This window comes from Mycolicibacterium palauense (genome assembly GCF_002592005.1).
Taxonomy (GTDB): Bacteria; Actinomycetota; Actinomycetes; order Mycobacteriales; family Mycobacteriaceae; genus Mycobacterium; species Mycobacterium palauense.
In genome coordinates this window covers 1-12,719 of record NZ_NVQF01000042.1, presented here as the reverse complement: position 1 = coordinate 12,719, position 12,719 = coordinate 1, and the positions used below count along the sequence as shown (strand labels likewise).

The 12,719-nt window shown below is 64.2% G+C and carries 11 protein-coding genes; 9 read left to right on the top strand and 2 right to left on the bottom strand.

Features of this window, described 5'->3' with window-relative positions; translation table 11 throughout:
* Positions 1-14: 14 nt before the first annotated feature.
* From CSR00_RS17070 to CSR00_RS17035, 8 genes are all read left to right on the top strand, one after another.
* Positions 15-782 carry an MlaE family ABC transporter permease gene (locus tag CSR00_RS17070; protein WP_099023643.1) on the top strand — a complete coding sequence of 256 codons (768 nt, stop codon included), beginning with the start codon at positions 15-17 and terminating at the stop codon, positions 780-782.
* The gene (locus CSR00_RS17065) at positions 779-1,633 is read left to right on the top strand and encodes an ABC transporter permease (RefSeq protein WP_099023612.1); all 855 of its coding nucleotides are present in this window, start codon (positions 779-781) and stop codon (positions 1,631-1,633) included. The genes CSR00_RS17070 and CSR00_RS17065 overlap by 4 nt, the downstream gene beginning before the upstream one ends.
* Positions 1,630-3,081, top strand: coding sequence for an MCE family protein (locus CSR00_RS17060; RefSeq protein WP_099023611.1), 1,452 nt, complete (start codon positions 1,630-1,632; stop codon positions 3,079-3,081). The genes CSR00_RS17065 and CSR00_RS17060 overlap by 4 nt, the downstream gene beginning before the upstream one ends.
* A gap of 70 nt (positions 3,082-3,151) precedes the next feature.
* Positions 3,152-4,180 (top strand): MCE family protein, encoded by a 1,029-nt coding sequence (locus CSR00_RS17055; protein WP_099023610.1) that lies wholly within the window; start codon positions 3,152-3,154, stop codon positions 4,178-4,180.
* Entirely contained in the window at positions 4,177-5,496 is a 1,320-nt protein-coding gene (locus CSR00_RS17050) for an MCE family protein (RefSeq protein ID WP_099023609.1), read from the top strand. Before CSR00_RS17055 ends, CSR00_RS17050 begins: the two co-directional genes overlap by 4 nt.
* A complete protein-coding gene (locus CSR00_RS17045; protein ID WP_099023608.1) occupies positions 5,493-6,794 on the top strand; it encodes an MCE family protein in 1,302 nt (433 codons plus the stop codon). The genes CSR00_RS17050 and CSR00_RS17045 overlap by 4 nt, the downstream gene beginning before the upstream one ends.
* A complete protein-coding gene (locus CSR00_RS17040; protein WP_099023607.1) occupies positions 6,791-7,924 on the top strand; it encodes an MCE family protein in 1,134 nt (377 codons plus the stop codon). Before CSR00_RS17045 ends, CSR00_RS17040 begins: the two co-directional genes overlap by 4 nt.
* A 1-nt stretch (position 7,925) precedes the next feature.
* Positions 7,926-9,419: an MCE family protein gene (locus tag CSR00_RS17035; RefSeq protein ID WP_099023606.1), complete on the top strand. Its 1,494-nt coding sequence runs from the start codon at positions 7,926-7,928 to the stop codon at positions 9,417-9,419.
* Between the two features lie 10 nt (positions 9,420-9,429).
* On the opposite strand, the gene CSR00_RS17030 is transcribed toward CSR00_RS17035, so the two are convergent.
* Positions 9,430-10,308 carry a helix-turn-helix transcriptional regulator gene (locus CSR00_RS17030; RefSeq protein WP_099023605.1) on the bottom strand — a complete coding sequence of 293 codons (879 nt, stop codon included), beginning with the start codon at positions 10,306-10,308 and terminating at the stop codon, positions 9,430-9,432.
* A gap of 205 nt (positions 10,309-10,513) precedes the next feature.
* On the opposite strand from CSR00_RS17030, the gene CSR00_RS17025 reads away from it, so the two are divergent.
* Positions 10,514-11,134, top strand: a complete 621-nt coding sequence (locus CSR00_RS17025) for a TetR/AcrR family transcriptional regulator (RefSeq protein ID WP_099023604.1) — start codon at positions 10,514-10,516, stop codon at positions 11,132-11,134.
* A gap of 115 nt (positions 11,135-11,249) precedes the next feature.
* On the opposite strand, the gene CSR00_RS31570 is transcribed toward CSR00_RS17025, so the two are convergent.
* Positions 11,250-12,719, bottom strand: a 1,470-nt coding sequence (locus tag CSR00_RS31570) for a carboxymuconolactone decarboxylase family protein (protein ID WP_099023603.1), incomplete at its 5' end; no start/stop codon positions are given.

Sequence of the window (12,719 nt, the reverse complement as noted above, 5' to 3'; positions counted from 1 at the left end):
AAGGAGGGGAGACGTTGGCCGCGACAGACAGCTTCACTAATCCGATGCGGGCGGTCGGCGGATTCTTTGCCACAGCTGTCGACACCGCGATCATAGCGCCGCAACCCCCTTTCGCCTGGCGTGAGTTCATTTTTCAGATGTGGTTCGTGGCTCGGGTCTCGATCTTCCCGACCATCATGTTGTCGATCCCGTTCACCGTGTTGTCAGTCTTCATCTTCAACATCTTGCTGATCGAATTCGGTGCTGCCGACTTCTCCGGTGCGGGTGCGGCATTCGGCGCGGTCACTCAGATCGGCCCGCTGGTGACGGTGCTCGTGGTCGCGGGAGCCGCCGCGACCGCGATGTGCGCGGATCTCGGTGCCCGCACCATCCGCGACGAGCTCGACGCCATGCGAGTGATGGGCATCGACCCCCTGCAGGCGCTGGTGGTGCCCAGAGTGCTGGCGACCGTGGTTGTCGCGCTGCTGCTGAATTCTTTGGTCGCGGTGGTCGGCGTGGTTGGCGGGTTCTTCTTCTCGGTGTTCATTCAGCACGTCACCCCGGGTGCCTTCGTGGCCGGCATGACGTTGTTCACGGGTCTGCCAGAGATCGCCATATCGCTGACCAAGGCGGGGATGTTTGGTCTCGTAGCGGCGCTTATCGGTTGCTACAAGGGGATTTCCGTCGGTGGCGGACCGGCTGGGGTCGGCACCGCGGTAAACGAGACCGTGGTCTTCTCGTTCATGGCGCTGTTCGTGATCAACGTGGTGATAACCGCTATCGGCGTGAAGGCGACGATGTGACCCTGAGTATTCCGAGTAGTCGTATGCCCCGGTTGCGACGGGCTGCGATCAGTTTCGCCGAAGGCTGGAACCGGATCGGGACCCAGACCGAGTTCTACGGAAGGACCATTCGGTCGATCGGTGATGCGGTCATGCACTATCGAACCGAGGTCGCCGTCCAGATAGCCCAGATGAGCCTGGGTACCGGCGCCCTGGCTGTCGTCGGCGGCACCATCGTGATCGTCGGATTCCTGACCATGTCCGCCGGAGCACTCATTGCCGTGCAGGGATACAACATGCTCGCCGGAGTGGGTGTGGAGGCGCTGACCGGATTCACCTCCGCATACCTCAACGTGCGAATTATCGGCCCGTTGACGACCGGTATCGGATTGGCTGCGACCATCGGAGCAGGTGCCACCGCCCAGCTGGGCGCGATGCGTATCGCAGAGGAGATCGACGCACTCGAGGTCATGGGAGTCCGGTCCGTCGCGTACCTGGCCTCGACCCGGCTGCTGGCGGGCATGATCGTGGTCATCCCCTTGTACTGCGTGGCGGTGCTGATGTCATTCACTGCGGCCCGGGTAGGGACGACGGCGATCTACGGACAGTCGACGGGTGTCTACGACCACTACTTCACCACCTTCCTGAACCCCCTTGACCTGGTGTGGTCCTTCATCCAGGCAATCGCGATGGCGGTAACGGTGATGGTGATCCACACCTACTACGGTTTCACCGCCTCCGGGGGGCCGGCCGGTGTCGGCGAGGCGGTCGGTCGAGCTGTCCGCGCCTCGCTGATTCTCGTCGTGTTCGTGACACTGGTCATCTCTCTGTCCGTGTACGGGCAGTCCGGCAACTTCAACCTGTCGGGATGACGACCGTGCCCACAAATCACGCCTCCCGAATTCACCCGGCCTGGTGGACCGCTGCGATGCTGGTAGGCCTTGTCGCCGTGGTGTTCACCACGGCGGCGCTGTTCAGCGGCTGGTATAGGTCGTCGGTTCCGATCGTTCTGACTTCCGATCGCGCCGGGTTGGTCATGGAACCCGGTGCCAAGGTCAAGATGCGTGGGCTTGAGGTGGGCCGCGTCGCCAGCGTCAATTCCGGCGCGGACTCCGTCGCGCTGGAACTGGAGCTGGACCCCGAATACGTCAAGTACATCCCGGCAAACGTGGGGGCTCAGATCGCCGAAAACACGGTTTTCGGCGCCAAGTTCGTCGATTTGATCGACCCGGAAAATCCATCCCCGCAACGTATCAGAGCGGGACAGGTGGTGGCGTCACGCAATGTGACGACCGAGGTGAATACGGTGTTCCAGAACCTTGTCGACCTGCTCGACAAGGTCGATCCGGCCAAGCTCAACGCCATCCTGTCGGCGTGGGCCGACGGGCTGCGAGGCCGGGGCCCGGTCATCGGGCAAGCCGTCAGCGCTGCCAACAACGTTCTGCTGGCCGTCAACCCCCGTAGCGAGACGCTGCGGCGCGACTGGCAATCGCTGAAAGGCTTCAGCGATGCCTACGGCGCCGCTGCCCAGGACATCCTCGCGGCACTGAACTCTTTGACTACAACGGCGAGCAGCCTGAACGAGAATGCGAAGAACCTGGATGCCCTGCTGCTCAACGTGACCGGTCTGGCGCGAAGCGGAGTCGAATTGGTTGGTGCCAGCAAGGACAATCTCGTCCATACGGTGGATGCGCTCCAGCCGACCACCGCGCTGCTCAAGGAGTACAGCTCGTCACTAACCTGCCTGCTGGTAGGCGCCAATTGGTTCTTGGATAATGGCGGACGGCAGTACGTCGGCGGGAACGGGTACTCCATCGTCCTCGACGCCGCACTGACGTGGGGACAGGATCCCTACCGCTACCCCAGGAATCTGCCGATCGTCGGCGCCAAGGGAGGACCCGACGGCAAGCCTGGGTGCGGTTCGTTGCCCGACGTCACCAAACAATTCCCAGTACGTCAGCTGATCACCAACACCGGCTGGGGCACCGGGAATGATATCCGGGTCAACCCCGGCATCGGCTTTCCGGGTTGGGCCAATTACTTCCCGGTGACACGCGGGATACCCAAGCCACCCAGCGTCCGCAACATCGGTCCTAGCGCGCCCGGGCCGATCCCCTACCCCGGCGCGCCGCCCCACGGCGCACAGCTGTATGCACCCGATGGCACGCCCCTCTATCCGGGTCTTCCACCGGCACCGCCGCCGGGGGCGCCGCGCGAGCCCGGCGCCACTCCGGGCTCGGAACCGTTCAACCCTGCGGTACCCGCACGGATGCAGCCGACACCCCTGCCGAGACCGCCGGAACCGGCAGGTGCACCGTGACCGACCAATCAGCTTGACCGTAGAACGACCTAGGGACGGAGGACCCTGTGCACCGGCGACGGATAGTGCAATGAGAGATAGCCTGAGCGGGACGATTTGGCGACTCGTCGCATTCGCGTCGGTATGCCTCCTGGGCCTGTTTATGCTCGTGGCGGTCTTCGGACATCTGCGTTTCGACAGGAACTATAGCTACACCGCCGAGTTCACCAATGTCGGCGGACTCAAGGGCGGTGACTTCGTCCGCATTGCCGGTGTGGAGGTCGGTCAGGTCGAGACGCTGGCGATGCAACCAAATGCGACGGTGAATGTCGTTTTCAGCGTCGATGATTCCGTGCGCCTCGATGATGCCAGCCGTGCCGTTATCCGATACGACAATCTCTACGGCGAACGCTATCTTGCACTGGAGGAGGGACCCACCGGAGGGCAAACTCTCGCGCCGGGGGGTGTCATACCGCTCTCGCGTACCGAACCCGCGCTGGATCTCGATACGTTGATCGGCGGATTCCGTCCACTTTTCCGTGCGTTGGATCCCGACCAGGTGAACTTGTTGGCATCGCAGTTGATCCAGGCCTTTCAGGGGCAGGGTGCCACCATCGGCTCCTTCCTGACGCACACTGCCGATCTGACCAACACACTGGCCGAGCATGACGAGCTGATCGGGCAGGCCATCACCAACCTCAATGTGGTGTTCGGATCGTTCGCCGACGGTAATGCCGAGTTCGGTCAAGCGGTCGATGCACTCGCGGCCCTCACCGGCAAGCTGGCCGAACGAAAGGAGGATGTCGTCAACTCGGTTGCATACTCGAACGCCGCGGCTGGGGCGCTCGCCGACCTGCTGAAGCGATCACGGCCGGCGCTGCAGAAGATCACCGACCAGACCGACCGAGCCGCAGGCATCGTCCTCAACGAACGCGACTACGTCGACGACCTGCTCAACACCCTTCCCGACGCCTACCAGAAACTGGGACGCCAGGGACTCTACGGCGATTGGTTCTCCTTTTACGTCTGCGAAGTGATCTTCAAGGTGAATGGCAAAGGCGGTCAGCCGGTCTATATCAAGGCTGCTGGTCAATCCTCGGGGAGGTGTACACCCAAATGAGACCCATGACCGAACGCAATCCCGTTTTCGTCGGCGTCGTCGGTACAGCGACGGTGGGCGCAATGCTGTTAGCAACCCTCAACTTCGACAACCTGCCCTTCATCGATGGGGGCAAGGACTACTCGGCATATTTCGCCGACGCCGCAGGGCTGGAGCCGGACGCTCCGGTGCAGATCGCCGGCCTGAGAGTGGGCCAGGTATCGAGCATCTCTCTGGACGGCGCGCGAGTACTCGTAACCTTCGATGTCGACGAGGATCTTCCCCTCGGAGATCGAACCGAAGCGGCGATCAAGACGAAGACCATCCTGGGTGCAAAGTTCATCGAAGTGGAGCCACGCGGTGAAGGTAGGTTGACCGGTCCCATCCCCATTGAGCGCACGACTTCGCCCTACCAGCTGGCCGACGCGCTCGGCGACCTCTCCACGACCATCAACGGACTCGACACCGGCGAGTTGTCCAAGTCCCTGGCGACCCTCGCCCAGACCTTCTCCGACACACCGTCTGAACTGCGCGTCGCGGTGCAGGGCGTTTCGCGTTTCGTCGAGACCCTCAACCGACGCGATGAACAGCTACGCTCGCTGCTCTCGAATGTCAGCAAGGTCTCCGGGGTGCTCTCGGAACGAAGCGACCAGATCGTCCAACTGATCGCCGATACCAACGTACTGCTCGCGCAGCTACGCCAGCAAAGCCAGTCACTGGACCAGATCTCCGGGAACATCTCCGCCGTCGCGCGGCAGATCAAGGGATTCATCGACGAGAACCGGCCGCGGTTCAAACCCGCGCTGGACAAGCTCAACGGCGTCCTTGCGATCGTCGACAATCGCAAAGGAAAGGTGCAGGAGTCGATCAGGAAGCTCAACGGCTACTCGATGTCGTTGGGGGAGTCAATCGCTTCCGGGCCGTTCTTCAAGGGTCATGTCGCCAATCTGCCTCCGGGGCAGTTTATTCAACCCTTCGTCGACGCCGCCTTTTCCGACCTTGGTTTGGATCCCAACGTCCTCATGCCTTCACAGTTGACCGACCCGCCGGAAGGTCAGCCGGGCACTCCGGGGCTTCCGGTGCCCTATCCGCGTACCGGTCAGGGCGGCGATCCGCGCTTGACGTTGCCCGATGCCATCACCGGGAAGCCTGGTGATCCCCGCTATCCCTACCGCGAGCCGTTGCCCGCGCCTCCGCCGGGTGGGCCGCCGCCGGGGCCGCCCGCCGACGTGCAGTCTCCGCCGACGCACGCCCCGGTCCTGGTCCCGGGGCCCTCCACGCCGAAACCGGAGCCGCCCCGGGCCGGCGGACAGGACCGTACGGGCGACCAGCAATGACAAAGGGAAGATGGACGCTAGGTGTGGCCGTCGCGCTGGTCGCGGTGCTGATCGGGGGACTTGTGACGGCCGTCCGTATCTCGGATGCCACCAACAGAACTCACCTCACTGCATACTTTTCGAACAGCACCGGGATCTATCCTGGTGACGACGTCCGGGTGCTCGGCGTGCGGGTCGGGCAGATCGATACGATCGAGGCCCAGCCGGAGCGGGTCAAGATCACCTTCTGGGTCGACGACAGTGTCAAGATTCCCGCCGAGGCCAAGGCCGTCATCCTCTCGCCATCCCTGGTCTCCGCACGAGCGATCCAGCTGGTGCCGGCCTACGAAGGCGGACCGGCCATGGCGGACGGAGCGGTGATCCCCCTGGTGCGTACGGCAGTTCCCGTCGAGTGGGACGACCTGCGCGGACAGTTGCAGAAACTCGTTGAGGCCCTGCAACCCACCGAGCCGGGCGGTGTCAGCACCGTTGGTGCATTCGTTAACACGGCCGCTGACAACCTGCGTGGTGAGGGCGCGAACATCCGCGAGACGATCATCAAACTGTCGCAGGCGTTCTCAGCGCTGGGTGACCATAGTGACGACTTGTTCGAGACGATCAACGACCTTTCGCTCATCGTGTCGGCGTTGCGGGACAGCAGGGACGTGATGCGGGCTCTGAACAACAACCTGGCGGAAACCACTGCACTGCTGGATAATCAATCCGGTGAGGTGGGCCAGGCAGTGGCCGATATCAATGACGCCGTCACCGATGTGAACGCCTTCGTCGTCGAGAACCGCGAACCGATCGGTATCGCCTCGGAGAGGCTTGCCTCGATCAGCGACGCGTTACACGAAAGCATCGACGACATCAAACAGACCTTGCACGTGGCGCCCACACAGTTGGCCAACTTCGTCAACATCTATCCACCCGCGGTCGGCGGATTCGCCGGTGCCTTCAGTCTGAACAACTTCGCCAACCCAATCCAGTTCCTCTGCGGTGCCATTGAGGCGGCATCTCGGCTGGGCGCCGAACAGTCGGCCAAGTTGTGCGTGCAGTACCTCGCTCCGATCGTGAAAAACCGCCAGTACAATTTTCCCCCGCTCGGTGTCAACCCCGTCGTCGGCGCCTTCGCTCGCCCGAACGAGATCACCTACAGCGAAGATTGGTTGCGGCCCGATTACGTTCCTCCGGGTCAGTCGACGGACGAGCAGACGACCGCGCCTGCTCCGGTCGCGCCGCCCGCACCACCCGCCGAGGAGATGCCGGGCGGCCCGAATCTGCAAGACATGATGATGCCGCAAGGAGGCGGGTCATGAACCGGCAGCGGCTGGCAGCGGTCGCGCTCATGGTAGGGTGCGTCACTACTGGAGCTGCCGGATGTGACTGGCGCGGAGCAAATTCCATGCCCCTTCCCGGAACCGAGGGTGGGGGCCCGCATTCCTACACGATTTCGGCTCAGCTGGCCGACGTCGGCAACATCCAACGGAACTCACGCGTGCGTGTTGGCGACGTCAACGTCGGGACGGTCACCGGTATCGAACGCCAAGGTTGGCATGCGTTGCTGACGATGACGATCAACGGCGACGTGGAACTGCCGGCGAATGCGACGGCGACTATCGGCCAAACCAGCCTGCTGGGATCGCTACACGTCGAGCTGGCCACCCCGAAAGACGCTCCACCGCGAGGGAAGCTCCACGACGGTTCCCTCATTTCGCTATCCGAAGGCCGCGCATACCCGTCGACGGAGCAGACCCTTGCCACGCTCTCGCTCGTTCTCAACGGTGGGGGGATCGGGCAGCTCCAAGACATCACTGAATCGTTGAGCACCGCCTTCGGCGGTCGCGAGGACGACCTGCGAAGCTTGATAGGCCAGCTGAACGTCTTTATCGGCAATGTCGAATCCCAGACCCAGGAGATCATCAACGCCACGGACAGCGTCAACGAACTCGCCGGCCAGATCGCGGCACAGAAGACCGTCGTGGACAAGGCCCTGGAAACCATCCCGCAGGCCTTGGCAGTGCTCAGCGATCAACGCCAGATACTGGTCGACGCCCTCGATCAACTTGGTCGATTCAGTGCTCTCACCGCAGACACCGTGAACCACACTAGAGAGAATCTGGCGCGGGAACTGGACGATATCGGACCCGTGCTGGAGTCGCTGGCCAACGCCGGCCCGGCTATGGTCCGCTCCCTGAGCTTTCTGACGACATTCCCGTTCGTCAAGGAAAATGTCGGCAACTTCTTCCGCGGGGATTACGTCAACCTGACCGGTGTTTTCGACCTGACCCTCAGCCGTCTGGACGCAGGATTCTTCACCGGGACCCGCTGGGAGGGCGACCTGACCGAACTCGAGATGCAATGGGGACGGACCTTGGGGCAGATGCCGAGCCCATACACCGCGGGCAACCCGCTGACTGTGCCGTATCAGACACACCAGGGCGGCTGACATGAGGCTGACAAGACGACTGAAGTTGCAGCTGCTGGTCTTCACGGTGGTGTCGCTGATCGCGGGAATCGTGATGAGCATCGGCTACATCGGTGTGCCCAGCCTGCTGTTTGGCATCGGCCGCTACCAGGTGGTGATGGAGTTGTCCACCACTGGCGGGCTCTACGAATCGAGCAACGTGACCTATCGCGGCCAGGAGGTGGGACGTGTCACCGACGTGCGGATGACCGACACGGGTGTCGAGGCCGTTCTTTCGCTGAACGCTCGAATCCGCATCCCGGCGGATTTGAATGCCCAGGTGCACAGCCGTTCGGCGATCGGTGAGCAGTACGTGGAATTGGTCCCCCGAAACGGGGCGGATACAGCGCCGCTGAGCAACGGCGACGTCATCCCCCTCGACCGGACCTCGGTACCTCCGGACGTCAACTCGCTGCTGGACAAGACCAACCGGGGACTGGAAGCGATCCCTCCCGAAAACCTCCAGACAGTGATGGATGAGGGCGCCGAGGCATTCGCTGGCCTCGGGCCGGACTTGGCGCGGCTTGTGAAGGGGGCGACCACCCTGGCCATCGACGCCGATGCAAACCTTCCGGCTCTGACAAAGTTGATCGACCAGGCCAAGCCGGTCCTCGACACCCAAAGCGACACATCGGATTCCATTCGCGCCTGGGCGGCTCACGTGGCCAGCATCGCCGGTCAACTCAAGACCCAGGACGCAGCGGTGCGTGGGGTGTTGCAGAACGGACCGGAGGCGGCCGACCAAGGCCGCCAACTGTTCGAACGACTGCAACCAACCCTGCCGATCCTGCTGGCCAACCTGACGAGCATCGCCGACGTCGGTGTCGTCTACCACCCCAGCATCGAACAGCTCCTGGTTCTGCTTCCGCAGGCGGTGGCCATCCTGGATAGTGCGCTCGTCCCCAACCTGAGCAACCCGAGCCCCTACGCGGGGGTTTTCACCTCGTTCGCTCTGAATCTCAACATTCCGCCGCCGTGCCTTACCGGGTACCTGCCGCCCAGCCAACAACGTGCCTTCGCCTTCGAAGACTCCCCGGACCGCCCTGAGGGCGATCTGTACTGCCGGGTGCCTCAGGACAGTCCGTTCAATGTCCGCGGTGCGCGGAACCTTCCTTGCGTGGGCAAGCCCGGCAAACGCGCACCGACAGCGAAGATGTGCGAAAGCGACGAGGAGTACGTGCCACTCAACGACGGCTATAACTGGAAGGGGGATCCGAACGCCACGTTGTCCGGCCAAGGCATTCCACAACTTCGTCTTCCTTCGGGGTCGGCGCCGAGCGCGCCGCCCCCCCACACCGGTGCCGCGCCGTCGGCAGACCCGCATCCTGAGGCTGCGCCGCCGGTGGCGATCGCCGAATACGATCCCGCCACCGGCTCCTACGTCGGTCCCGACGGCCACCTCTACACACAGTCCAACCTGGCGCGCGACGCCCGAGACAAGACCTGGCAGTCGATGCTGGTCCCACCGGGTCGGTGAGCTGCCGCGCTCAGGGTGTGAGAAGACGATTCACACGTGTCCGAGACTCGTCATCGTCGAGCACGTGGACCAGCAACAGCAGGTTGGGATGATCAAGTGGTCGTAGTTTGACGACACGAAAACGTACTTCGCCGACCTCGGGATGCTCGAGCGCCTTCACCTCGTCGCCGAAATCGTGGACCTCGTGACGCTCCCAGACGCTCCTGAAGAAGCCGCTTTCACGACTGAGCCTGTCGATGACGTGGCGGAAACGCGGATCTCCCGGATACTTGGCGGCCTCTACCCGGAACCGTCCGGTCGCCAGCTGTGTCTCGGCTTCCCAGTTCGCAAGGCGGTGCCGCATCTCGGGGCGCATCACTTGAATCCACAGGGCATTGCGGTCTTCGGCCGCCAACGTCGACGGGTCCACGAAAAGATCGGCGTAGGCTCGGTTCCAGGCAAGCAAATCCGTTGCGGGAAGCATGATTTGAGCGGGGTTCGGCATCAGAGCGTCCACCAGGGTGAGCAGACTGTCGCCGACGTGCGGCCGGCCGAACCGAATCGTCTTCGGCGTGACACCGGCCAAGCGGCGCAGATAGTTGCGCCCGCTCTCATCGAGCTTCAGGGCACGCGCGAGGGCCTCGACGACCTGCGGGGTCGCCCGGATGTCACGTCCCTGCTCAAGCCAGGTGTACCAGGTGAGACTCACGGCCGCGGCATCGGCGACCTCGTGGCGGCGCAGCCCCTTGACACGCCGACGGCCGCGGCGGGGGATGCCGATGTCTTCCGGCTGGAGGGACTCCCGGCGCGCACGAAGAAACTCCGCGAGGGCGTCGCGCCGGGCCTGGTCCTCTGACGAGGGCGAGCGACCGGGGTCGCTCAGGGTGACCGCGCCGTCGCGCATGGTCATCTCCCGGTGTCCCTCAGTGCGAAGGCGGCATCGAGAAGATGGCGGAGGTGAGCAGGACGCGCGCCAGCGCGCACTCTCGGGTGCTGCGGCGAGTCCACGTCACAGGCCGTCTTCACGACCGGAGCAGCTCTGCTCATGGCGGCAGACTACACTGCACCGAGTAGTTTAGTTTAGGGTTTGTGTAATGGTCGAGAGGATTGCGTGCATGACGACAACGGCCAACGGCGCGCGCCGGCGAGGCCGCTCGATGCAGAAGCGGGTCGCCATCCTCGATGCGGCACGGGATCTTTTCGTGCGAGACGGCTACGAACTCACGAGTGTCGATGCCATCGCGGCGCGGGCCGAGGTCTCCAAGAGGACCGTGTACGACCACTTCGGCGACAAGGAGCGGATTCATTCGGCGGTACTGGAGAGGGTGGCCGAGAATCTGACGATCACCATCGAGGCCGCACTGGAAGAAGAGTTGACCGCAGGGTGTGATTTGCGTGCGGGACTGCTGGCGTTTGCGCGCCGGGTGGCCACGGAGGCGTTTCCTTCCTCGGATTACGCCGACTACCGGCATCTGACGACCCGGTGCACGCCTTGGCGGCGGAATCCCCGTTCGTTGGCGAACGCGCCCAGGGAGCTCTTCGTGCGGCGCATGCAGGCCTTCGCCGACGAGGGGGCCATCAGGACCGACCGTCCGCATCGCGCCGCACAGCATTTCGTCGCGCTGACGTTTCAACTGGCGCTCGACAGCCTGGATCCCACGGAGACCGGAGCGTGGGACGCGGTCGATGAGATCCTGGTCGACGGTGTGGACGCGTTCGTTCGCAGCTACACCTGACGGGGTGACCCTGCCCTGAACAGACACGCTCCGCGCAGCGGCAGCAGCGCAGACGATGCCCGCACCCCTCCGAGAGGAGCGCGGGCATCCGTCGTGGATCACCGCTGAGCAGCGGTTACTGCGTCGTGGCCGGAACTGGCACCTCAAACGCGTTCAGCAGTGCCGATGCACCCAGGTAGGTGCTCGCCAGGTTGACCATGTCGACCAGACCCGTCTGCCCGAATGCCGCCTCGGCGGCGTGGTAGAGCTCGTTGCTGACATGGTGGGTGGAGATGAGCTGCTGCACGAACTGGGCGGCGGCCAGCTGGTCCCCGGTCAGTCCCACGGGTGCCTGCCCGCTCGCCAACGATGCGATCGCCTCCTCGGGGACACCGTAGAGGCGGGCGACCTTTTCGTGGGCGTAGAGCTCGTAGTCCGAGCCCCACTGTCCGCCGACCGAGAGGATCACGATCTCACGGACCGCGGGGGACAGCGTCGAGGACGAGAAGGTATTGCCGACCTCGAAGACCGCCCCGCCGGTCACGGGGTTGTAGAGGTAGGCGTTCAGGGGGCCGATGAGTCGTCCCTGGGAGTCCACGATCTCGATGCCCGTGGCCTGCTGGATCGGAAGACCGATCGCCTTCATCTGCGCCGCCAGGTCCAACTGCGCGGGGGCCGCTGAATCCAAATCGATCAACGGCAACCGACCACCCAGCCCGTTCCCACCGTCGGGTGACGGTGGTGTCGGCACGGGTGCAACCCCCGGCCCGTACTGGGTTGGCCCCTGGGCCTCGAACGCGTTGAGCGTCGCGGACACCCCGAGGTACACACCGGCGAGGTTCACCATGTCGACGACGCCCGCCCGGCCGAATGCGGCTTCCGCGGCGGTGTAAAGAGCATCGTCAACGTGATAGGTGGACACCAGTTGCTGCACGAACTGGGCGGCGATCAATTGGTCGCCGGTCAGTCCTACGGGTGCCTGCCCGCTTGTCAAGGATGCGATCGCGTCCTCGGGCACCCCGTAGAGGCGCGCCGCAATCTCGTGGGCGTAGAGCTCGTAGTCCGAGCCCCATTGGCCCCCCACCGAGAGGATCACGATCTCGCGGACCGGGGCGGGCAGGGTCGAGGACGAGAAGGTGTTGCCGACGTCGAAGATGGCCGATCCGATCACCGTGTTGTAGAGATAATCGTTGAGGGGGCCGACCAGCCGTCCCTGCGCGTCCTCGAGCTGGATGCCTGTGGCCTCCTGGATCGGAAGCCCGAGCATTTTCATCAGGGCGGCCAGTTCTGCCTGGGCGGGGCTTGCGGAGTTCAGATCGATCAGCGGCAGCCGGCCGCCCAGTCCCCCGTCTCCGCCGTCGCCGCCCTCGCCACCGTCGTCGCCGGAGACACCGCTTGCGCCGTGGGCGCCGGTCCGGCCGAACACCCCTCCGGCGCCGCCGGATCCGCCGAGGCCGGCTTGGCCGGCCGCCCCTCCGGCCCCTCCAGCCCCACCGACGCCATCGCTGTTGCTGAGCTTGCCGCCGGCCAGTGTCACGACGGTGGCGCCGCCCGTGCCGCCGAAGCCACCGGAACCCCCGGTGCCGGCTGCCCCGCCGGCGCCGCC